This window comes from Mongoliimonas terrestris (assembly GCF_001927285.1).
Lineage (GTDB): Bacteria > Pseudomonadota > Alphaproteobacteria > Rhizobiales > Pleomorphomonadaceae > Chthonobacter > Chthonobacter terrestris.
In genome coordinates, this window is sequence record NZ_MSIG01000015.1 from 21,550 (window position 1) to 42,103 (window position 20,554).

19 protein-coding genes are annotated in these 20,554 nt (G+C 68.5%); 5 read left to right on the forward strand and 14 right to left on the reverse strand.

Annotated elements, in window-relative coordinates; all coding sequences use genetic code 11:
* Nucleotides 1-298 precede the first annotated feature (298 nt).
* Nucleotides 299-670 carry a gamma-butyrobetaine hydroxylase family protein gene (locus BUQ68_RS18270; protein ID WP_075217456.1) on the reverse strand — a complete coding sequence of 124 codons (372 nt, stop codon included), beginning with the start codon at nt 668-670 and terminating at the stop codon, nt 299-301.
* Between the two features lie 25 nt (nt 671-695).
* Complete coding sequence (locus BUQ68_RS18275; protein WP_075217457.1) at nt 696-1,577, reverse strand: NAD(P)-dependent oxidoreductase; 882 nt, start codon at nt 1,575-1,577, stop codon at nt 696-698.
* A 178-nt stretch (nt 1,578-1,755) separates the two neighbouring features.
* On the opposite strand from BUQ68_RS18275, the gene ade reads away from it, so the two are divergent.
* Entirely contained in the window at nt 1,756-3,555 is a 1,800-nt protein-coding gene (ade, locus tag BUQ68_RS18280) for an adenine deaminase (RefSeq protein WP_075217458.1), read from the forward strand.
* A 177-nt stretch (nt 3,556-3,732) separates the two neighbouring features.
* Here ade and BUQ68_RS23875 read toward each other — a convergent pair whose 3' ends face one another.
* Nucleotides 3,733-4,209: a hypothetical protein gene (locus BUQ68_RS23875; protein ID WP_175577853.1), complete on the reverse strand. Its 477-nt coding sequence runs from the start codon at nt 4,207-4,209 to the stop codon at nt 3,733-3,735.
* Here BUQ68_RS23875 and BUQ68_RS23880 point away from each other — a divergent pair.
* Together BUQ68_RS23880 and BUQ68_RS18290 are read left to right on the forward strand one after the other, a co-directional pair.
* Nucleotides 4,208-4,384, forward strand: a complete 177-nt coding sequence (locus tag BUQ68_RS23880) for a hypothetical protein (protein ID WP_175577854.1) — start codon at nt 4,208-4,210, stop codon at nt 4,382-4,384. The genes BUQ68_RS23875 and BUQ68_RS23880 overlap by 2 nt on opposite strands.
* A complete protein-coding gene (locus tag BUQ68_RS18290; protein WP_075217460.1) occupies nt 4,381-4,659 on the forward strand; it encodes a type II toxin-antitoxin system RelE/ParE family toxin in 279 nt (92 codons plus the stop codon). Before BUQ68_RS23880 ends, BUQ68_RS18290 begins: the two co-directional genes overlap by 4 nt.
* 85 nt (nt 4,660-4,744) lie before the next feature.
* On the opposite strand, the gene BUQ68_RS18295 is transcribed toward BUQ68_RS18290, so the two are convergent.
* From BUQ68_RS18295 to mobA, 5 genes are all read right to left on the reverse strand, one after another.
* Nucleotides 4,745-5,581, reverse strand: coding sequence for an ABC transporter permease (locus BUQ68_RS18295; protein WP_075217461.1), 837 nt, complete (start codon nt 5,579-5,581; stop codon nt 4,745-4,747).
* Complete coding sequence (locus BUQ68_RS18300; RefSeq protein ID WP_075217462.1) at nt 5,578-6,291, reverse strand: ABC transporter permease; 714 nt, start codon at nt 6,289-6,291, stop codon at nt 5,578-5,580. Before BUQ68_RS18300 ends, BUQ68_RS18295 begins: the two co-directional genes overlap by 4 nt.
* 128 nt (nt 6,292-6,419) lie before the next feature.
* Nucleotides 6,420-7,199 carry a lysine/arginine/ornithine ABC transporter substrate-binding protein gene (locus BUQ68_RS18305; RefSeq protein ID WP_075217463.1) on the reverse strand — a complete coding sequence of 260 codons (780 nt, stop codon included), beginning with the start codon at nt 7,197-7,199 and terminating at the stop codon, nt 6,420-6,422.
* A gap of 719 nt (nt 7,200-7,918) precedes the next feature.
* The gene (locus tag BUQ68_RS18310; protein ID WP_075217464.1) at nt 7,919-9,196 is read right to left on the reverse strand and encodes a molybdopterin molybdotransferase MoeA; all 1,278 of its coding nucleotides are present in this window, start codon (nt 9,194-9,196) and stop codon (nt 7,919-7,921) included.
* Nucleotides 9,197-9,211: 15 nt separating this feature from the next.
* Nucleotides 9,212-10,402 (reverse strand): molybdenum cofactor guanylyltransferase MobA, encoded by a 1,191-nt coding sequence (mobA, locus tag BUQ68_RS24495; protein ID WP_342587022.1) that lies wholly within the window; start codon nt 10,400-10,402, stop codon nt 9,212-9,214.
* A 194-nt stretch (nt 10,403-10,596) separates the two neighbouring features.
* Here mobA and BUQ68_RS18325 point away from each other — a divergent pair, with 194 nt between their 5' ends.
* Complete coding sequence (locus BUQ68_RS18325; RefSeq protein WP_075217465.1) at nt 10,597-11,766, forward strand: Mrp/NBP35 family ATP-binding protein; 1,170 nt, start codon at nt 10,597-10,599, stop codon at nt 11,764-11,766.
* A 123-nt stretch (nt 11,767-11,889) separates the two neighbouring features.
* Here the strand turns inward: BUQ68_RS18325 and BUQ68_RS18330 are convergent, their stop codons facing one another.
* The 5 genes from BUQ68_RS18330 to BUQ68_RS18350 form a co-directional block, all read right to left on the reverse strand.
* Nucleotides 11,890-13,122: a multidrug effflux MFS transporter gene (locus BUQ68_RS18330; RefSeq protein ID WP_075217466.1), complete on the reverse strand. Its 1,233-nt coding sequence runs from the start codon at nt 13,120-13,122 to the stop codon at nt 11,890-11,892.
* Nucleotides 13,115-14,131, reverse strand: a complete 1,017-nt coding sequence (locus BUQ68_RS18335; RefSeq protein WP_210215660.1) for a DMT family transporter — start codon at nt 14,129-14,131, stop codon at nt 13,115-13,117. The genes BUQ68_RS18330 and BUQ68_RS18335 overlap by 8 nt, the downstream gene beginning before the upstream one ends.
* A 344-nt stretch (nt 14,132-14,475) precedes the next feature.
* Entirely contained in the window at nt 14,476-14,757 is a 282-nt protein-coding gene (locus BUQ68_RS18340; RefSeq protein ID WP_075217468.1) for a DUF3892 domain-containing protein, read from the reverse strand.
* A gap of 387 nt (nt 14,758-15,144) precedes the next feature.
* Complete coding sequence (gene moaA / locus BUQ68_RS18345; RefSeq protein ID WP_075217469.1) at nt 15,145-16,170, reverse strand: GTP 3',8-cyclase MoaA; 1,026 nt, start codon at nt 16,168-16,170, stop codon at nt 15,145-15,147.
* A 684-nt stretch (nt 16,171-16,854) separates the two neighbouring features.
* Nucleotides 16,855-17,337: an Lrp/AsnC family transcriptional regulator gene (locus BUQ68_RS18350; RefSeq protein WP_483428771.1), complete on the reverse strand. Its 483-nt coding sequence runs from the start codon at nt 17,335-17,337 to the stop codon at nt 16,855-16,857.
* A 407-nt stretch (nt 17,338-17,744) separates the two neighbouring features.
* Between BUQ68_RS18350 and BUQ68_RS18360 the strand changes: the two genes are divergently transcribed.
* A complete protein-coding gene (locus tag BUQ68_RS18360; RefSeq protein ID WP_245293311.1) occupies nt 17,745-19,241 on the forward strand; it encodes a sensor histidine kinase in 1,497 nt (498 codons plus the stop codon).
* A 164-nt stretch (nt 19,242-19,405) separates the two neighbouring features.
* On the opposite strand, the gene cobT is transcribed toward BUQ68_RS18360, so the two are convergent.
* Nucleotides 19,406-20,443 carry a nicotinate-nucleotide--dimethylbenzimidazole phosphoribosyltransferase gene (gene cobT, locus BUQ68_RS18365; protein ID WP_083656696.1) on the reverse strand — a complete coding sequence of 346 codons (1,038 nt, stop codon included), beginning with the start codon at nt 20,441-20,443 and terminating at the stop codon, nt 19,406-19,408.
* Between the last annotated feature and the right edge of the window lie 111 nt (nt 20,444-20,554).

Here is a 20,554-nt window from a genome sequence, read left to right on the forward strand (position 1 = left end):
TGCGCCGATCAGGGCGCCGACTCAATCCTTCCCCTCAGGGGAAGGTGGCCCAGAGGGCCGGAAGGGGTTGTGTTTTTTTCTTTTTTGCGTCGGCAAACAACAAGTACACGCTGTCGAAACGAAAAAGACGACCCCTCCCCCGGCTTCGCCGGACCCTCCCCTGAGGGGAGGGACTGTCAATCTTTCCCCAGCTTTGCCGGACCCCGCTCCGCAGTTACGGGCCGGCTCCGCCTTGGCTTTTGGCCAAATCCTTATGGGAGGGATCATGCGAGCTTCGGCGTTGCCCGACGTCCAACGTTCAGCGCTTGCGGGGCTCGCGGCTCATGCCCTTGGCGGCGAGTTCGGCCTCGTATTCGGCCATCATGGCGGCCTGGCCCGCGCCCATTTCGCGCAGAAGCGCCCAGGGGTAGATCCCGGTGTCGTGCATGTCGTCGAAGCGCAGGCGCACCGCGTAGGCGCCGACCGGCTCCACGGCGAGAATCTGCACGTGGCGCTTGCCCGGCACCGTCTGCCGCTGGCCGGCGCCGTGGCCCTGGACCTCGGCGGACGGGGAGCGGACGCGCAGGAGCTCCGCCGGAATGGCGTAGCGGGAGCCGTCGTCGAACGAGACGGTGAGGGTGCGCTTGTCCTCGGACAGGCGGATTTCGGTCGGCCAGGCGGTGTCGGTCACAGGCGTCGGCTCCGGGCGGGGGCGCTCAGGTGTCGGACTTCGGGGTGATGCGGGCGATGAGGCTCGATGTGTCCCAGCGGTTGCCGCCCATGGCCTGGACGTCGGCGTAGAACTGGTCGACCAGGGCGGTGACCGGCAGGCGGGCGCCGTTCCGCTTGGCCTCGTCGAGCACGATGCCGAGGTCCTTGCGCATCCAGTCGACGGCGAAGCCGAAGGCGAACTCTCCCGCGTCCATGGTCTTCCAGCGGTTTTCCATCTGCCAGGACTGGGCGGCGCCCTTGGAGATGACGCCGATCACCTTCTCCACGTCGAGATCGGCCGCCTTGGCGAAGGCGATGGCCTCCGACAGGCCCTGGACGAGGCCCGCGATGGCGATCTGGTTGACCATCTTGGTGAGCTGGCCGGCACCTGACGGCCCCATCAGGCCGACCATCTTGGCGAAGGACCGGATGACCGGCTCGGCACGAAGATAGGCGGCCTCGTCACCGCCCACCATGACGGTGAGCGCGCCGTTCTCTGCGCCCGCCTGCCCGCCAGACACGGGCGCGTCGAGGAAGAAGAGGCCGCGCTCGGTGGCGGCGGCGGCCAGTTCGCGGGCGACCGCGGCGGACGCGGTCGTGTGGTCGATGAAGACGGCGCCGGGCGCCATGGCGGCGAAGGCGCCGCCCTCCCCGATCGTCACCTGCCGGAGGTCGTCGTCGTTTCCGACGCAGGCGAACACGAAGTCGGCGCCTTCCGCCGCCTCGGCCGGGGTGCGGCCGAACGATCCGCCGTTGGCCGCCACCCAGACCTCGGCCTTGGCGGTGGTGCGGTTGAAGACGCGGGTCTCATGGCCGCCGCGGGCGGCGAGGTGGCCTGCCATGGGGTAGCCCATGACGCCCAATCCGAGAAACGCGACCTTGGCCATGACGATGCTCTCCCTTGCGGCTTGTTCTTTCGGTTCTTAACCGGTCGGCGCCCGGTTGTCAGGCATCCGTTCGAAGGGCGGGTCGCGCTCCTCCGTCCCGCGTCCGCCGGGCACCCCTTTTCGAACCGACCGGCGACAGGCTAGGGTCCGTCGTTCTGCCACCGAAAAGGAACGACGCATGACCGGCATGGCGACCTGGGCTCAATCCGCCGCGCGGCTGATCGACGTGGCAACCGGCCGCGCGCCGGCCGACATGGTCATCCGCGGCGGGCGCTGGGTGAACGTGCACACCCGCGAGGTTCTGCCCGGCCATGACGTGGCGATCAAGGCCGGCCGGTTCGCGGCCATCGCGGCGGACCTTTCCTACGCCATCGGGCCGGACACCACGGTGATCGAGGCGGACGGGCGGTACATGCTGCCGGGGCTCTGCGACGGGCACATGCACGTGGAAAGCGGCATGGTGACCGTCACCGAGTTCGCCCGGGCGGTGATCCCGCACGGCACCACATCCATGTTCATCGACCCGCACGAGATCGCCAACGTGCTCGGGCTGCCGGGCGTGCGGCTGATGCACGACGAGGCGCTGACGCTGCCGATGAACGTCTATGTGCAGGTGCCGTCCTGCGTGCCCTCCGCCCCCGGCCTGGAGACGCCGGGCGCCACCATCGGGCCAGACGACGTGAAGGAGGCCATGGGCTGGCCGGGCATCATCGGCCTCGGCGAGATGATGAACTTCCCGGGCGTGGTGGCCGCCGACGAGACAATGCTGGCCGAGATGGCCCACACGATGGATGCCGGCAAGACCGTGGGCGGCCACTACGCGGCCTTCGACCTCGGTCGCAACTTCCTCGGCTATGTGGCCGGCGGGCCTTCGGACGACCACGAGGGCACCAGGCTGGAGGACGCCATGGCGCGCGCCCGGCTCGGCATGCGGCCGATGCTGCGGCTCGGCTCGGCCTGGTACGACGTGGCGACCCAGATCAAGGCGATCACCGACCACGGGCTCGACCCGCGCAGCTTCATCCTCTGCACCGACGACAGCCATTCCGGCACGCTGGTGCGCGACGGGCACATGGACCGGGTGGTGCGCCACGCGATCGCCCAGGGCTGCCCGCCGGTGATCGCCATCCAGATGGCGACGCTGAACACCGCCCAGCATTTCGGCCTGGAGCGGGAGATCGGCTCCATCACGCCCGGCCGGCGGGCGGATCTGGTGATCACGTCCGACCTCGTGGCGCTGCCGATCGACCTGGTGATCGCCCGCGGGACGGTGCTGGCCGAGGACGGACGGCTGACCGCCGACGTGCCGCCCTATGCCTATCCGGAGGCGGTGAAGACCACGGTGCGGCTCGGCCGGCCGCTGACCGCCACCGCGTTCGACATCAAGGCGCCGGAAGGGCGCAACGCCGTCACGGCGCGGGTGATCGGCATCGTGGAGAACCAGGCGCCGACCCGCGCCCTCACCGCCACGCTGCCGGTGGAGGACGGGCTCGCTGTCGGCGATCCGGACAAGGACGTCTGCCAGATCGCCCTCGTGGAGCGGCACAAGGGCACCGGCGGGGTGGTGAACGCCTTCGTGTCGGGCTTCGGCTACACGAAGCCCTGCGGCATCGCCTCGACGGTGGCGCACGACAGCCACCACATGATCGTGGTCGGCACCTCGAAGTCCGACATGGCGAAGGCCGCCAACCGGCTGGCGGAGGTGGGCGGCGGCGTGGTGGTGATCTCCGAGGGCGAGGAACTGGCGCTCGTGGAGATGCCGATCGCCGGCCTGATGTCGGACGAGCGGGCCGAGATCGTCGCCGCCAAGGCGGACCGGCTGGTGGAGGCCATGCGGATCTGCGGCTGCACGCTCAACAACGCCTACATGCAGCACTCGCTGCTTGCGCTCGTGGTGATCCCCGAGCTCCGCATTTCCGACATCGGGCTCATCGACGTGACGACGTTTTCGCCCGTCAACCTCTTCCTAACCGATTGACCGTCGCGCCAAAGGTCGCGAGAACCTATCGGCTCACTGAAGCGTTCCTGCTTCGAGACGGCGTGTTCAGGTGTCCCTTCTCAAAGCCGGTTCGGCGGAGACGAGACGGCCGGTCGAACGTCCGATCTTGAGCAGAGAAAGCCGGCGCGACGCCGAACGGAGGACGAAATGAAGAAGCTACTTGTCGTGGTTGCTCTGGGCATGGGACTTGCCGGCTGCCAGGGTCAGACGCAGACGCAGCAGCGCGTCACCACCGGCGCCGCCGTGGGCGCGCTCGGCGGCGCGGCGGTTGGCGGTCTGGCCGGCGGCGGTCGTGGAGCGGCCATCGGCGCGGTGGCTGGCGGCATCGGCGGCGCGGCGGTTGCCGGTGCCACGGCGCCCCGCAACTGCACGGCCTACGACAGCTACGGCCGTCCGTACGCGGTCGTCTGCCCATAAATTTTCCAAAAGGTATAGAAATGGAAAGCGCCGATTGTCATCGTTGACATCGGCGCTTTTTATTTCACCCTTATTTCCTGATCTTTCCCGACCAATGATTTCGTCTTCGCGCAAACGAAATACTTTTTTCGCTATTTGAATGTTGATTGTTGCAGTTTGATTCGTATTATCGCCTAAGAAACCGTTTTCCTGGGTGGTGGGCTGGAGTAGCGGCATGGCGAAGCAGGATTTTAGGGGATCAGCGCGTCATAAGGAAAAACAGGACCGTTGGGTGAGAATAGAGGTGAAGAGGGCGCTCTCCATGCTCGACATGCCCGGCACGGTGCTGCGGGGCCACGAGAGCGTGATGTGGCGTGCCCGGCAGCATCTGGCCGGAGGATCGGCACCATGACGGCCAGCATCGTTTGGACTCCGCTCGCCGAGGGCGATCTCCTGTCGGCGGTCGACAGGTTGAAGAACACCGGCCTCGACCCCGACGACTTCCTCCAGACGGTCGACGGCGATCTTCTCGCCCTCGCCGACAGCCCCTATCAGGGTGAGATGGGACGCGTCACCGCGACGCGCGAGTGGCCGATGGCGCGGCACGACTATCTGGCGGTCTACATGGTGCTGCCGGCCCAGATCACCGTGCTGCGGCTTTTGTCCTTGAAGTTGGACGACGCCTGATCTGCAGGCGACCGCCGCGGGACGTTCGTCCTCTCCGGGCATGCCCGGCCCCGACCCTTCATCCGCCGCCTTCGACGGCGGGTGTTCAGTCGGTCCGCTGCAGGTGGCGCGTGAGGCGGCGCTCCAGAACGTCCCAGACCCGCCGGAGGATCTCCACCATGGCGAGGTAAAGGATGGCCGCCCAGAGATAGACCTGCAGGTCGTAGGTCTTGGAGAAGGCGTAGCGGGTCTGCCCCATCAGGTCGAGCACCGTGATGATGGAGGCGATGGCCGAGCCCTTGATCATCAGCACCACCTCGTTGCCGTAGGGCCGGAGCGCCGTGATCAGCGCCTGGGGCACGATGATGCGCGCGAGCGTGACGCCGCGCGGCAGCGCCAGGGACTGGGCGGCCTGCCATTGGCCGCGCGGGACGGACCGGATGGCGCCGGCGAGGATCTCGGCCTGGTAGGCGGCGGTGTTGAGCGCGAAGGTGAGGACGGCGCAGTTGAACGCGTCGCGGAAGAACCACCAGAGCCCGATCTCGCGGAAGAAGCCCACGAACTGGCCCGCCCCGTAGTAGACGAGGAAGGTCTGGGCCAGGAGCGGCGTGCCGCGGAAGAAGTAGGAATAGGCGAAGGTGACGGCCCCGATCGCCGGGTTGGCCGAGAGCCGCCCGGCGGCGACCGGGATCGACAGCGCCGCCCCGATGACGAGCGAGAGGCCGACCAGTTGGAGCGTCGTCAGGACGCCGTCGAGGATGCGCGGCAGGTAGCGCGCGATCATCTCGCCATCATAGCCGGCGACCAGCAGCCACAGGATGGCGACGCCGAGAAGCGTCCAGAGCGCCAGGATGCCGAGGCCGGCGATGCGCGCGCCACCAAGGCGGCGGCGGGCGGCGGCGGGCGGCGGCGACGCCGGGATGAAGGCGGCGGCGGCGGTCATGCCCGCGTCTCCTGGCCCCGTTCGGCCCAGCCGGAGATGAAGCCGAAGGCGATCGACGACACCATGGAGAGCACCAGATAGATCATGCAGGCGACGAAGAAGAAGAGGAAGGGCTCCTTCGTGTTGCCGACGGCCACGTTCGTGTTGCGCAGGATGTCGCTGAGCCCGATGACCGACACGAGGGCGGTGTCCTTCAGGAGGATGAGCCAGAGGTTGGAAAGGCCCGGCAGCGCCAGCCGCACCAGCTGCGGCAGGATGACCAGCCGCATGGTCTTGATGCGGTTGAGGCCGAGCGCCTGGGCGCCTTCGTACTGCCCGGCCGGAATGCCGCGAAAGGCCGAGAGGAAGACCTCGCTCGCATAGGACGAGAAGACCAGCGACAGGGCGAACAGGCCGGCGACGAAGCCGTTCACCTCCGTCGGCTGACCGAACAGCCGCTGGGTGAAGGCCGAGAGGGCGATCTGGCCGCCGTAGTAGATGAGGAAGAGGGTCAGGAGTTCCGGCAGGCCGCGGAACAGGGTGGTGTAGATGTTGGCGCCGGCCCGCAGATACGCGTCCTCGCTGGTCTTGGCGAGCGCCACCAGGAAGCCGAGGGCGAGGCCGAACGGCAAGGTCGAGGCCGCCAGCGAGACGGTGACCCAGACGCCGGACGCGATCTCGTCGCCCCAGCCCGTCGGGCCGAACGAAAGGAGACTGAGGGCTTCGTTCATCGCGGATACCCTGTTCCCATCAACGGGTCACGGCCGGAACGGGTCACGGCCGGACAGGGCGCCCGGCCGTGACGATCGGCGGTCGACCGGGAGGCGGCGGGGTCGCCGCGCCCCGGCGCCGGACGGCGTCAGCCGCCGTAGACGTCGAAGTCGAAGTACTGCTTGTTGATGGTCTCGTAGGTGCCGTTCTGACGGATCGCCTCGATGGCGGCGTTGAACTTCTCCTGGAGCGCGGTGTCCTCCTTGCGAAGGGCGATGCCCGCGCCCTCGCCGTGGATCTCCTGCACCGGCGTGATGGTGCCGACGATCTTGCAGCAGGCGCCCGCCTCGGATTCCACCCAGTCGGAGAGCACCACCACGTCGTCCACCACGGCGTCCAGACGGCCGTTCTCCAGGTCGAGCTTGTACTCGTCCGCGGTCGGGTAGAGCTTGACGTCGCTCTGCGTGAGATACTGCTCGGCGTAGGTGGAGTGGGTGGTGGAGGACTGGGCGCCGACGGCGAGATCCTTCAGGTCCTCGGCGGTGATGCCGGTGACCGGCGAGTCCTTCGGCACGGCCACGGCCGGCGGGGTGTTGTAGTACTTGTTGGTGAAGGCGACGGACTTCTTCCGCTCCTCGTTGATCGACATGGACGCGATGATGGCGTCGAACTTGCCGGCAAGGAGGGCCGGGATGATGCCGTCCCAGTCCTGGACGACGAACTCGCACTCCACCTTCATCTCGGCGCAGAGCGCCTTGGCGATGTCGACGTCGAAGCCCTTCAGTTCGCCATTGGCATCCTGGAAGTTGAAGGGCGGGTAGGCCCCTTCGGTGCCGATGCGGACCTTCGTGATGTCCTGGGCGACGGCGCCGCCGACGAGGGTGGCGAGCACGGTGGCCGCGAGGGCGACGGTCTTGAGCATGCGCATGAAAACCCCACTGTTCCATCTCCGCGGGCGTCTCTTCCGTCGTCGACGACATCGGGGATGAGGCAAGAGAAGCCGCGGACTTTTGTTGTTCTGGTTCGCGTCTCGTGCCCGAAAAGCCGCGGTCCGGGACCGTGGCAACGGGCACTTGCGGCGCATTGTCATCCATGATTCCGATGACATGCAATGTCTTAAATCTCACAAGGCAGTCCTGTCCCGCATAAGGATCGCGGGCCGTCGCGGGTGACGTCGGGGCAGGTGGAGCGTGACGATTGAGACGGATGGGATGGGTGGCCGGCCTCTCACCGATGCCGAGCCAGAGCCTGCGGCTCGCACCGCCCGCCCGCTCGACCCTCCACCGTCGACCGTCATCCCGGCGAAGGCCGGGATCCAACCGTCGGTGTTGTGTCCGCGCCGGCGCGGCCGTGGCTGCCGTCGGTTGGGCCCCGGCTTTCGCCGGGGTGACGACCTGGGGACGTGAACCGACCAATCATCCGAACCGCGCCGCCCTCCCGGGCCCGATCCACCCTCCACCGTCATCCCGGCGAAGGCCGGGATCCAATCGTCAGGGTCGTGTCCGCATCGGCGCGGACCTAACCGCCGTCGGTTGGGCCCCGGCTTTCGCCGGGGTGACGACCTGGAGTGAACCGACCGATCATCCGAACCGCGCCGCCCTCCAGGGCCCGATCCGCGCTCCACCGTCATCCCGGCGAAGGGTCGGATCAGGGGAAGAAGCCGGCGAAGGGCATGAAGGCGACGAGGTCGCCGGCCTTGACGGAGGTGACCGGCTCGGGGATGTCGACGAAGCCGTCGGCTTCGCGAAGGCCGGTGATGAGGCCGGAGCCGTCGCGGGCGAACTTCTCCACGCGCAGGGTGCCGTCGTCGCCGCTCACAAGGATGGCGCGGAGGAACTCCCGACGGTCGGGCTTCTTGGACCGGATCTCGAAGGCGGCCGGCAGCGGATAGCGCACCGGTTCGCGCCAGGACGCCCCTTCCAGGCGCGAGAGCAGCGGCAGGCCGTAGAGCAGGAAGCAGGCGAACACCGCGACCGGATTGCCCGGCAGGCCGAGGAAGACGCAGTCGCCCACCTGGCCGAGGGTCATGGGCCGGCCGGGCTTGACGGCGATCTGCCAGAGGTGGCGGCGGCCGACCTCGTCGAGCGCGGTGACCACGTGATCCTCCTCGCCGCGCGACGCCCCGCCGGAGGTGATGATCACGTCGTGGGTGGCAGCAGCGGCCACGATGGCGTCTCGGATCGCCTCGAACCGGTCCGGCAGCACGCCGAGGTCGGTGACGTCGGCGCCCGCCTTGCCAAGGAGGCTGGTGATCAGGGCGTGGTTGCTGTCGTAGACCTGACCGGGCTCGATGGGCTGGCCGGCGCGGACGATCTCGTCGCCGGTGGAGAGGATGGCGACCTTCAGGCGGCGGCGGACCGCCACCGTCTCCCGCCCGAGGGACGCGAGGGCCGCGACGTCCTGCGGGCGGAGGCGGGTGCCCTCCCCCATCACCAGCGTGCCGGCCTTCAGGTCCTCGCCGGCGCGGCGGCGGTTGGCGCCGGGCTTCAGGCCGGGCGGCACGATGACGAAGGCGGCGCCGTCTTGGGCATGGGTTTCGCAGTCCTCCTGCATGGCGACCGTGTCGGTGCCGGCCGGCATGGCGGCGCCGGTGAAGATGCGCACGGCGGCACCTGGGGGCACCGGAGCGGCGCGCCGATGGCCGGCGGCGACCCGGTCGATGACGGGGAAGAAGCCGCCGGTCGCCTCGAAGGACGCGGACCCATAGGCGTAGCCGTCCACCGCCGCGTTGTCGGAGAGCGGCACGTCGCGGGGGGCAAGGACGGTCTCGGCGAGAACACGGCCCCCAGCGTCGATCACCGGAACCGTCTCCGCTGTGGCCACCGGCCCGACCCGGTCGAGGATCAGGGCGAGCGCCTCCTCGTGGGTCATCCGCTCCTTGTCGGTCAGGAAGCAGTCGTCGAGCAGGCGGCGGTTGGCTGTCATCGGGGTCCGAAAGGCTCAGGGCTTGCGGGTGACGAGGAAGCTGGCGAGCGCCTCCACCTCGTTGAGATTGAAGACGGGAATGCTGGCGCGCACCGTATGGTCCGCCGCGATGGCGATCACGTGCGGATCGGCCGGATGGAGCGGATCGTGGCGGGCGGCGGCGGTGCGGCGGACCTCCACCTTGGGGATGGCGGCGGTCTTCCAGCCCTCCACCAGAACGATGTCCGCTGGATCGAGCCGGGCGAGCACGGCCTCCAGCGACGGCTCGTCCTCGGGCGCGGCCAGTTCCTGCATGATCGCCACCCGGCGGGCGGAGACGAGCGCGGTCTGGGTGGCGCCGGCCTCCCGGTGGCGGAAGCTGTCGGTGCCCGGCTGGTCGATGTCGAAGGCGTGGTGGGCGTGCTTGACGGTCGCGACCGTGTGGCCGCGCGCGGTGAGATCGGCGACGAGGCGGGTGACGAGGGTGGTCTTGCCGCTGTTCTTCCAGCCGGCGAAGCCGACCACGACGCCGTGCTGCTGCAGCGGCGTCTTGCTGGAGCGATCGAGATCGGCCTGGAAGGCCAACGCCTTGGCGATCTCCTCGGCCTCGATGAGTTCGCTCGGGGTGTTGACGTTGAAGAAGCTGTCGACCGTGCGATCGCCGACCCGGATGGGCGGGAAATGGACGGTGTTGTGCTGGCGCGTCTCCACGAAGGCGCCGACCTTGCGGTTGCCGCCGTCGAGGAAGTGCTTGAGCTCGGCCCGGAGCGCCATGGGCCAGAGGCCGAACACCGGGTGGGTGCCGTCGTCGGAGGCGGCGATCACCACCGTGCGGGCCGAAAATGCAGCGTCCAGAAGGCTTTGCGCGAGACCTTCGGGGAAGAAGGGCGTGTCGGCCGCCGCCGTGACGATGAAATCCGCCTCCGGATGGCGGATCGCCGCATAGTCCATGGCGGCGAGGACGCCGGCAAGCGGGCCGGGGAAATCGTGCAGGCTGTCGGGCACCACCGGCAGGCCGAAGCTGGAGAAGCGGCTCGGGTCGCCGTTGGCGTTGATGATGAGGACGTCGGCCTCGGCGGCGAGGCGGTCGATCACGTGGGCGATCATCGGCCGGCCGGCGAGGAGCCTCAACCCCTTGTCGCCGCCGCCCATTCTGGACGAACGGCCTCCGGCCAGGATGCAGCCGACGACCTTCGGACGGCGCGAGGCGGTGTGGGTGTCGATCATGGGAGGAACCCTAGGGTGAGTGGGGCCGTGGATGCAAGGCGGCGCGCCGGGTCGGGGCGCCGCAGGCTCGCCGGCAGCCTGCGGCCGCTGGCTTGCGCCGACCTTGATCCGGCCGCGCCCCGCGCGGCCCGGCCGCGTTGACCGACCGGCGCCGAGGGCATAGCTAGGGAGGGAAGAGATGGACGGAGTTGACAATGGCCGGGCCGAGCAAGACTGACGTGCTTTCGGAGCTGAAGCGGATCCGCGATCCGCTCTCCGGAGGGGACATCGTGACGAGCGGCATGGTGTCGGACATTTTCGTCAACGACGGGCGGGTGATGTTCTCGCTGACGGTTCCGGCCGATAAGGCACGGGAACTGGAGGGTTTTCGCCGGGACGTTGAGACCGCCGTGAAGGCGATCGCCGGGGTGGAGCGGGCGATGGTGGCGCTCACCGCCGACGTGAAGCCGGGCGCCCGGCCGGCGGCGGCGCCGGCCCCGAAGGGCGGCGGGCAGGACCACGGGCACGGGCATTCGCACGGACACTCCCATGCGCCGGGCGGCGGGCAGGCGCAGAAGCCGGGGGTGCCGGGGGTGCGCTTCATCGTGGCGGTGGCGTCCGGCAAGGGCGGCGTCGGCAAGTCGACGACCGCCGTCAACCTCGCCCTCGGACTGGCGGCCAACGGCCAGCGGGTCGGCATCCTGGACGCCGACATCTACGGGCCGTCGGTGCCGCGGCTGATGCGTCTTTCCGGCCGGCCGCAAGTCGTCGAAGGGCGGATCCTGAAGCCGATGGAGAATTACGGCCTGAAGGTCATGTCGATCGGCTTCCTGGTGGAAGAAGAGACGCCGATGATCTGGCGCGGGCCGATGGTGGTCTCGGCCATTACGCAGATGCTGCGGGAGGTTGCCTGGGGCGATCTCGACGTGCTGATCGTCGACATGCCGCCCGGCACCGGCGACGCGCAGCTGACGATGGCCCAGCAGGTGCCGCTGGCCGGCACGGTGATCGTCTCCACGCCGCAGGATCTGGCGCTGATCGACGCGCGCCGGGGCGTCGCCATGTTCAAGAAGGTCGAGGTCCCGGTGCTCGGGATCGTTGAAAACATGAGCTATTTCGTCTGTCCGCACTGCGGCGGGCGGTCCGACGTGTTCGGCCACGGCGGTGCCCGGCACGAGGCGGACCGGATCGGCGTGCCCTTCCTCGGCGAGGTGCCGCTGGAACTAAAGATCCGCGAGACCTCGGACGCCGGCCTGCCGGTGGTGGCGACGGAGCCGGATGGGCCGCACGCGGCGGTGTACAGGTCGATCGCCGCCTCGGTGTGGCAGACGCTGACGGGCGAGACGCCGGTGCGGCGGGCGGCGCCGCGCATCGTCATCGAGTGACGATCGGGGATAATCTGTCGCGGTTTGGAGCGGGTCTGTAGCGGCTTGTAGCCGGGCCTGTAGGGGCTTGGCGGATGCCATGTAGCGGCTTGTCGCCGGGTGTAGCCGTATTGTAGCCGACGGTCAGCCGGCGCGGCGGACGGCTATGCCGGCGAGGAGGCTCAGCACCGCCGCGACGGCCATGATGACCACCATGGCGAAGGGCGTTCCGGTCCAGACGGTGATGAGGAGCGCCCCGGCAAGGGCGCTCGCCCCGGCGCCCACCCCCATCTGGAAGCTGCCGGCGAGACCGGAGGCGGCGCCGGCAAGGTCCGGCCGGACGCTGACCGCGCCGGCGATGGCCGACGGCAGGGTGATGCCGTTGGCAACGGCGATGCCCACCATGGGGCCGAACAGCGCCATCGGATGCATGATGCCTGCAGCGAACAGCAGCGCCATGGCGAGTACGCTCAAAAGTTGCAGGAGGTTGCCGCCGGTGATGAAGAGGGCGACGCCGTAGCGGGCGGCGTAGCGGCCGGAGAGAAAGTTGCCGACGAGATAGCCGCCGGAGACGGTGAGGAAGTAGACGCCGTACATGGCCGGCGAGACATGCATCAGCACCGACACCACGTAGGGCGCGCCGCCGAGGAAGGCGAAGTAGACCGCCGAGGCGAAGGTGGAGACGCACACATAGCCCCAGAAGAGCCGCGACCGGCCGAGGGCGCCCCACTGGGCGACCAGTTCGCGGGCGGTGATAGTGCGCCCGACGTTCGGGTTCGTCTCGTGAAGGCCGAGGATGGTGGCGACGAGGATGCCGGCGCCGAACACCACGAGCACGGCGAAGCTCGCCCACCAGTCGGCCACCTCCTGCAGCACCCCGCCGATCAGCGGCGCCACCATGGGGGCGACCGACATGCCCATGGTGACATAGCCGATCATGGAGGCGGCGCGGTCGCGGTCGTAGATGTCGCGGACGATCGCCCGCGACAGGGCCATGCCGGTGCAGCCGCCGGCGCCCTGGAGGATGCGGGCGGCGATCATCACCTCGATGGAGGGGGCGACGAGGGCGAGGGCCGAACCGACGGTGAAAAGGGCGAAGCCGCCGATTGCCACCGGCCGGCGGCCGTAGCGGTCCGACAGGGGGCCGACGATCACCTGGGCGAGCCCGGTCGCCAGCAGGTAGAGCGAGAGGGTGAGCTGGACCTTGGCGTAGGTGGTGTCGAAGGCCTCGGCGAGGCGGGGCATCGACGGCATGTAGATGTTGATGGCGACCGCGTTGACCGCCGCCATGGCGACCAGGAGCAGGATGTGCGGCCGGCGCGACGGCGGCAGGGCCGCGCCGTCGACGGCGAGAGCAGGCTCGGGCCGGTCAGCCAACGGGCGTCTCCTCGGACGGGCGGACGACGCCGGGGCGCGGGTTGGCGGGATCGCGCGGCAGGGCGCCCGCCGGCCCGGGCTCGGCGGCGGCGGCCATGCTGGTCTTCAGGTGGAGCTGGCGTTCGCGCAGGAACGTATAGACCCCCGCCCCCACCACGATGGCGATGCCGAGGAGGGTCGGCCCGTCGGGCACGTCGCCCCAGACCAGATAGCCGATGACGATGGCGTAGACGATGAAGGAATAGCGGAAGGGCGACACGATGGAGACGTCGCCGCTGCGCATGGCGATGATGATGAAGATGAAGCCGCCGATGAGGAAGAGGCCGCTGCCGAGGGTGAGCAGCGCCTCGTGGCCGGTCATCAGCCGCCACTCCTCGCCGAGCGCCATGCCGGCGCCGGACACCATGACGGCGAAGGCCGTGGTGGCGGTGATGAAGAGCGTGGGCGTGGACGCCGGGATGCGGCGGGTCATCAGGTCGCGGAGGACGACGAGGCCGACGGAGGCGAGCGCCATCAGCGACCAGATGCCGAAGCCCTCCGCGCCCGGCCGGACGATGATGAGGATGCCGAGAAAGCCGACGAGCACGGCGGTCCAGCGGCGCCAGCCCACCTTCTCGCCGAGGAAGACGGCGCCGGCCGCGGTGATCATCAGGGGCGCCGCCTGGGCGATGGTGCTGCCGACGGCGATCGGGATGTGGAGGAGCGCGGAGAGATAGAGGAGTGTCGCCGCCACCTCGCCGAAGATCCGGAGGCCGAGGGCGGCGGAGAGATGCTGACGGGCGTTGCGCAGGGCGCCGAACCAGACGGCGGCCACGCCGACGAACACCACCGAGGCGACGCCGCGCCAGAAGATGACCTGCCCGAGCGGCAGCGTCTCGCCGGCCGCCTTCACCAGGGTGTCGTTGAGAATGAAGCAGAGGCAGCAGACGAGCATCGCCAGGATGCCGCGGACGTTGTCGCGGAAATCGGACGAGGGGGACGGCGGCGACGCGGATGAGGAGGAGGACACGGGAGGCAACGGATACCGATGGTGGGATGCCGCGGCGAGCTGTCCGCGTCAGGGGCCGACGCAGCGGCGGCCGGCCGGGCGCACCTTCGTCGTTTGCGCCCGTCTGGACAAGATCGGAAGTTTGCGCGAGGGCGGGCTGTTTCGGGCACCACAATGGGTCGGAAGGCCAAGGATCGCAGCGACACTTAATCGTAGAAGCAGAATTCCACACAGGAGCACATTATCGTAGTAACGTTCAATACTACATGTCTAGAACACATGTATCGCAGCTTATCAGGGGTGGGCGCGAGTGATTTCTCGCGCCCGATACACAGATGATAAGCGGGATCGCTCTTCGTCGTTGGTTATGGACAGCGAGGAAGCTTTAGGAGGTTGTTGGGCTCGACTCCGTCGGCTTCTGTTTTCAGGTACTTTCGGCCGTTTGATCTCGCGGCGACCACCACCCAAGCGAACTTGTTTTCTGGTGTCGTTGTCCAGAGGCGGTAAGCGCCGGTTTCAATACCGTGGATCAAGGTATCGATCTCGCGGTACCACCCTCCTCCTGAAGGACCGCCAAGCCCATCGATACGCTGATCGGGGTCGGTCCCATCCGGGCGATGGCACTTAACTTCATAGCTCTCAGCCATATAAGGACTTCCTTATGGCGCCTACGAGAGCATTGACAGGAAGTCGATTCCACACCCTAAGTAAGGTGCTTCTAACAGAGCGACTTCCCGCATTGCTTTCCAGGCGGTTGCGGGTATACGGGAAGACCAGGGCTCCTAACCCCTGGTCTTTTCCGCATAGTCACGCCGAATCATCGGTTGCAGCGAAACCAGGCAACATCCTGAGGCTTGTCGATCGAAAGCGTCAAGGAAGTGCGCACCGGCTGTTAGGTTTTCCACGTTTGCTTCAATGCCCGCGTCCCAACGTGCCGCTTGTTCAGAGCTGACTTGGAGCGTCCAGCAAACATTTTTCGCCGCTACACTGTGCTGCCTACGGCAGCGCCGTATTCACGCGCCCGCTCCCGCGCGTCAGCCGCCGGTGACGGACATGTGGCGGCCGACCGCCGGGGCGGCGCGGACGCGGTCGATCACGAAATCGTGGCCCTTGGGCTTGCGGCCGATGGCCTCGTCGATGGCGGCGTGGAGGAGGTCGTCGCCCTCGGAGGCGCGGAGCGGGGCGCGGAGATCGGCGGCGTCCTCCTGGCCGAGGCACATGAAGAGCGTGCCGGTGCAGGTGACGCGGACCCGATTGCAGCTTTCGCAAAAATTGTGGGTGAGCGGCGTGATGAAGCCGAGGCGCCCGCCGGTCTCCTTCACCCGTACGTAGCGGGCCGGACCGCCCGTCTTGTAGGGGATGTCCTCCAGGGTGAAGCGGTCCATCAGGCTGGCGCGGACGCGGCTCAAGGGCAGGTACTGGTCGGTGCGGTCGCCGTCGATGTCGCCGAGCGGCATGGTCTCGATCAGGGTGAGGTCGTAGCCGCGCTCGTGCGACCAGACGAGCATGTGGTCGATTTCGTCCTCGTTGACGCCCTTGAGGGCCACCGCGTTGATCTTCACCTCGAGGCCGGCCTTGGCGGCGGCATCGAGGCCGGTGAGGACCTTGGAGAGATCGCCCCAGCGGGTGATGGCGTGGAACTTCACCGGGTCGAGCGTGTCCACCGACACGTTGATGCGCTTGACGCCGCAGTCGGCGAGTTCGGCCGCGTAGCGGGCGAGCTGCGAGCCGTTGGTGGTGAGGGTGAGTTCCTCCAGGGCGCCCGATGCCAGATGGCGCGACAGGCGGCGGAAGAGCTGCATGATGTCCCGCCGCACCAGGGGCTCGCCGCCGGTGATGCGCAGCTTCCGGACGCCGCGCGACACGAAGGCGGTGCAGAGCCGATCGAGCTCCTCCAGGGTGAGGATGTCCTTCTTGGGCAGGAAGGTCATGTCCTCGGCCATGCAGTAGACGCAGCGGAAGTCACAGCGGTCCGTGACCGAAACGCGCAGATAGGATACGTGCCGGCCGAAGGGGTCGATCAGCGACGTCCCCTGCCGCAGCGGTTCGGCGATATCCATGAAGCCCTGTCCTTCCCGTCGGCGCGTGTCTCCGGCCAACCCGCCGCGCCCGCGCTCGTTCCGCCCCGTGAGGGGCTTGGGGGTAATCTAACGTTGCGGGCGAGGGATTTGAAGGGGTGGGGTGGGGGTGCTTTGGGGGAAGAGCGTGGGGGGGTGGGGGTTGGGGGGGGGGCGGTTGACCGTTCGCAGAGATCGTCATGGTCCGCGGAGGCGGACCAGCCACGCTTTGGGGTCGGTGGAATGCGTGGGTGGTCCGGATGAACCGGACCATGACGATGTTGAGGATGTTGGGGATGTTGGGGATGTTGGGGGGTTGCAGGCAGGCGACCCCGCGCGGACGGGGTGCCGTCGGTTCTCCCACCCGTCACCCCGGTGAAAACCGGGGCCCAACAGACGGAGGACGGATCCGCGCCGGTGGGGTGGGCAGGGGCGTCGGCTGGATCCCGACTTTCGTCGGGATGACGGGCGCGCGTCGGGATGACGGGCGCGGAGGGATGACGGGCTCGCGCGTCGGGATGACGGGCGCGCGGAGGGATGACGGGCTCTCGCGTGGGGATAACGGGCGCGCGGAGCGATGATGGGTTCGCGGCGGGTCGGACGCGGAGCGGCCGGGGTGGGGTGGCTGGGGGTGGGGTGAGGCGGCGGACGTCGCGTGTCACGTCGCCAGGCTTCCTCCCCCTCACCTCAGGTGCCCTTGTCCTTTTCCAGTGGGACGAAGCTCAGAGGGAGAGCCGTGGTGTACTTGATCTGCTCCATGGCGAAGGAGGACGACACGTCGGAGATGTCGATGCGGGCTATGAGCTTCTTGTAGAAGGCGTCGTAGGCCTCGATGTCGGGCACGACGACGCGGAGGAGATAATCGACCTGGCCGCTCATGCGGTAGAACTCGACCACCTCGGGGAAGTCGCGGATCAGTTCGGCGAAGCGCTTCAGCCATTCCTCGGAATGCTGGTTCGTGGTGATGGCCACGAAGACGCAGACCTTGGCGTTGATCTTCTTCGGGTCGAGCACCGCCACCCGGCGCTGGATGACGCCGTCCTCCTCCAGCTTCTGGATGCGGCGCCAGCAGGGCGTGGTGGAGAGACCCACGCGCTTGCCGATCTCGGCGACCGGGATGGTGGCATCCTCCTGGAGGATGGAGAGGATCTTGCGGTCGAGACGGTCGATCATGGGCGGGCGATCAAGGGGTGGGCGGTCATGGAGTGGGCGATCAAGGGGTGCGCGGTCAGGGGGCGGGCGGTCAGGGGGCGGTCGATCATCGGGCGGGCCGGAGCGGTGGCGGGGCGGTAGGACCGTGTTCCAACGGGCACCGTCGGGATCGGCGGATGAGGGAATTTTATTCCAAGCAGTGTTGCTTCGCGCCGAGGCGAAAGTCAACGCGCCGACCCTCGCGGCACGGCCGGAACGGGGCGGTTAACGGGGCTTAACCATGAATGGACACCCCGGCTTAAGGAAACCGCCGTAGGGTTTGCAGGCTGGCGCGGTTCCCGTTCGCCGGCTTCCCGGCGCATCCTCAAGGCCCGCACGCGCGCATGAACGACACGCCCATCGGACGGACAGCGGAACGCACGGAGATGAATCGCCGCAAGGCCGATCGTCGCCGCGAGGTTTCGCGCACCGTCAAGACCGTGCGCGAGCGGCTGTCGTCGACCACCGGCACCCGGCCGGCCTTCGACTACGAGGTGCTGCTCGGCTATGCGCGCAACCGCATGGCGGCGTGGCTGGCGATCGCCATCATGGTGCTGGCGGTCGGCTACAGCAGCATCTACTTCGTGCCCGTGGAGGCGCTGGCCGCCTGGGGCGCGGTGGCGTTCGGCATCCACGCGCTGAACGGGCTGACCTACCGGCGCTTCGTGTCGCAGCCTGCGACGGACGTGAACCTGCAGCGCTGGCAGCGCCAGTTCACCATCGGCGAGGTGCTGTTCGGCATCGTCTTCGGCGCCCTCTTCGTGATCCCCTCGGAGCTGCGCGATCAGGCGGCGGTGCTGCAGTTCGGCACCATCCTCCTCTCCGTGGCGGTGATCGCCATGGTGGGCAGCAACCTGCCGAAGGCGGTGATCGGCGGAACGCTGCCGATCACGCTGCTCGGCGGGGCGAGCTTCGCGCTCGTGGGCGACTTCCTGTCGCTGACCATCGCGGTGTTCGTGGTGTTCGCGGAAGGCTTCTTCATCGTGCTGGCCTTCCGGATGCGCCAGAACGCCCTCGCCATGCTGGAGTTCCGGGCGGAGAAGGACGCGCTGATCGCCGAGCTGGAGCAGGCGAACGCCATTTCGGACGAGAGCCGGCGGCGGGCCGAGGAGGCCAACCTCGCCAAGTCGCGCTTCCTCGCCACCATGAGCCATGAGCTGCGCACGCCGCTCAACGCCATCCTGGGCTTCTCGGAAATCATGCAGGGCGAAGTGTTCGGGGCGATCGGCAACGCGCACTACAAGGAGTATGTGACGGACATCCACAACTCCGGCAAGCACCTCCTCAACCTCATCAACGAGATCCTGGACCTCTCGCGCATCGAGGCCGGGCGCTACCAGCTGAACGAGGAGGCGGTGACCCTCGCCCATGTGGCGGAGGACTGCCACCACCTGATGAAGCTGAAGGCGAAGACCAAGAACCTCACCATCCACCAGCAGTTCGAGCCGGACCTGCCGAAGATCTGGGCCGACGAGCGGGCGATCCGGCAGATCATCCTGAACCTCCTCTCCAACGCGGTGAAGTTCACCCCGTCGGGCGGCGAGATCTGGATCAAGATGGGCTGGACCGTGGGCGGCGGGCAGTATGTGTCGATCCGCGACAACGGGCCGGGCATCCCGGAGGACGAGATCCCCATCGTGCTCTCCGCCTTCGGCCAGGGCTCGCTCGCCATCAAGACCGCCGAACAGGGCACCGGCCTCGGCCTGCCCATCGTGAAGGCGCTGATGACCATGCACGGCGGCAAGTTCGAGCTGAAGTCCAAGCTGCGCGAAGGCACGGAGGCGATGATCACCTTCCCGGCCGCGCGCGTGATGGAGGTGATGCCGGCGATCCCGGACCGGGTGCAGCCGGCGCCGGCGCCGATGCGGCGGGCGGTGGGGTGAGGCGTTAGCCCGGCTGGTTGCGGGTGTTTCCGGCTGGCTTGGGAGGTTCACCCCTCACCCTGCCCTCTCCCTCAAGGGGAGAGGGTTCTTTCGGCTGATTGCGGAGGTTCACCCCTCACCCTGCCCTCTCCCTCAAGGGGAGAGGGTTCTGGCGCGGCTGTCCGTCAGGTGGCTTTGTCGGCGACGCCGGCTTGTTCGAAGGTGGCCATGCCGGCGTGGGTGAGGGCGGCGGTGCGGACGAGGCTGGCGGCAAGGGCCGCGCCGGTGCCTTCGCCGAGGCGCATGCCGAGATCGAGGAGCGGGGTCTTGCCGAGGCGGGCGAGGACGGCCCGGTGGGCGTGCTCGGCGGAGGCGTGGCCGATCAGCACGTGGTCGATGGCGGCCGGATCCATGGCGTGCAGGATGGCGGCGGCGGCGGTGGCGACGAAGCCGTCCACCACCACGGGTACGCGCTCGAAGCGGGCCGCGATGAGGGCGCCCACCATGGCGGCGATCTCCCGGCCGCCGAGCCGACGCAAAATCTCCAACGGATCGCGGACGGCGCCGATGCGCGCGACGGCGGCGGCGACCGCTTCGGCCTTGCGGGCAAGGCCCGCGTCGTCGACGCCGGTGCCGCGGCCGACCCAGTCGGCCGCCTCGCCGCCGTAGAGCGCGTGATAGAGGGCGGCGGCGACCGTGGTGTTGGCGATGCCCATCTCGCCGGTGATCAGGAGATCCATGCCGCCGGCGATCGATTCCATGCCGAACGCGATGGTGGCCGCGCAGGCCGCCTCCTCGAAGGCGTCGGCCTCCACGATGTCGGGGGTCGGGTGTTCGAGGGCGAGGTCGAGCACCTTCAGGCCGAAGTCGTAGGCAAGGCAGATCTGGTTGATGGCGGCGCCGCCGGCGGCGAAATTGTCCACCATCTGCTGGGTGACGCTCGCCGGGAAGGCCGAGACGCCCCGCGCCGCGATGCCGTGGTTGGCCGCATAGATGCACACCACCGGCCGGTCGACCCGGGGCTGGCCGCGGCTCTGCCAGGCGGCGAGCCATTCGGCCAGATCCTCCAGCCGGCCGAGGGAGCCGGCCGGCTTGGTGAGCCGGGCGTCGCGGGCGCGGACGGCCGCGACGGCGCCGTCGTCCGGGCCGGGCATGCGGGCGACGAGGTCGCGGATGTCGTCGAACGGCAGGCCGGACATGGTGCCCCCGGACATGGTGCTCATGGTGTCATCCTCTCTGGCGCACGCGATGCGACGGGCGTTGGCCGTTGGTCGTGGCGACGGCGCGGGTGCGGTTCTATACAGGAGACCCGCCCTCAGATCCAAACGGGACAA

Bases quoted from the DNA above. Each gene is read 5' to 3' on its own strand.
- BUQ68_RS18290 (WP_075217460.1), top strand. From the start codon at position 4,381: ATGACGGCCAGCATCGTTTGGACTCCGCTCGCCGAGGGCGATCTCCTG.
- BUQ68_RS18340 (WP_075217468.1), bottom strand. From the start codon at position 14,757: ATGGCTGAGAGCTATGAAGTTAAGTGCCATCGCCCGGATGGGACCGAC.
- BUQ68_RS23880 (WP_175577854.1), top strand. From the start codon at position 4,208: ATGGCGAAGCAGGATTTTAGGGGATCAGCGCGTCATAAGGAAAAACAG.
- BUQ68_RS18360 (WP_245293311.1), top strand. From the start codon at position 17,745: ATGAATCGCCGCAAGGCCGATCGTCGCCGCGAGGTTTCGCGCACCGTC.
- BUQ68_RS18325 (WP_075217465.1), top strand. From the start codon at position 10,597: ATGGCCGGGCCGAGCAAGACTGACGTGCTTTCGGAGCTGAAGCGGATC.
- ade (WP_075217458.1), top strand. From the start codon at position 1,756: ATGACCGGCATGGCGACCTGGGCTCAATCCGCCGCGCGGCTGATCGAC.
- moaA (WP_075217469.1), bottom strand. From the start codon at position 16,170: ATGGATATCGCCGAACCGCTGCGGCAGGGGACGTCGCTGATCGACCCC.
- BUQ68_RS18275 (WP_075217457.1), bottom strand. From the start codon at position 1,577: ATGGCCAAGGTCGCGTTTCTCGGATTGGGCGTCATGGGCTACCCCATG.
- BUQ68_RS18310 (WP_075217464.1), bottom strand. From the start codon at position 9,196: ATGACAGCCAACCGCCGCCTGCTCGACGACTGCTTCCTGACCGACAAG.
- BUQ68_RS23875 (WP_175577853.1), bottom strand. From the start codon at position 4,209: ATGCCGCTACTCCAGCCCACCACCCAGGAAAACGGTTTCTTAGGCGAT.
- BUQ68_RS18305 (WP_075217463.1), bottom strand. From the start codon at position 7,199: ATGCGCATGCTCAAGACCGTCGCCCTCGCGGCCACCGTGCTCGCCACC.
- cobT (WP_083656696.1), bottom strand. From the start codon at position 20,443: ATGAGCACCATGTCCGGGGGCACCATGTCCGGCCTGCCGTTCGACGAC.
- BUQ68_RS18295 (WP_075217461.1), bottom strand. From the start codon at position 5,581: ATGACCGCCGCCGCCGCCTTCATCCCGGCGTCGCCGCCGCCCGCCGCC.
- mobA (WP_342587022.1), bottom strand. From the start codon at position 10,402: ATGATCGACACCCACACCGCCTCGCGCCGTCCGAAGGTCGTCGGCTGC.
- BUQ68_RS18300 (WP_075217462.1), bottom strand. From the start codon at position 6,291: ATGAACGAAGCCCTCAGTCTCCTTTCGTTCGGCCCGACGGGCTGGGGC.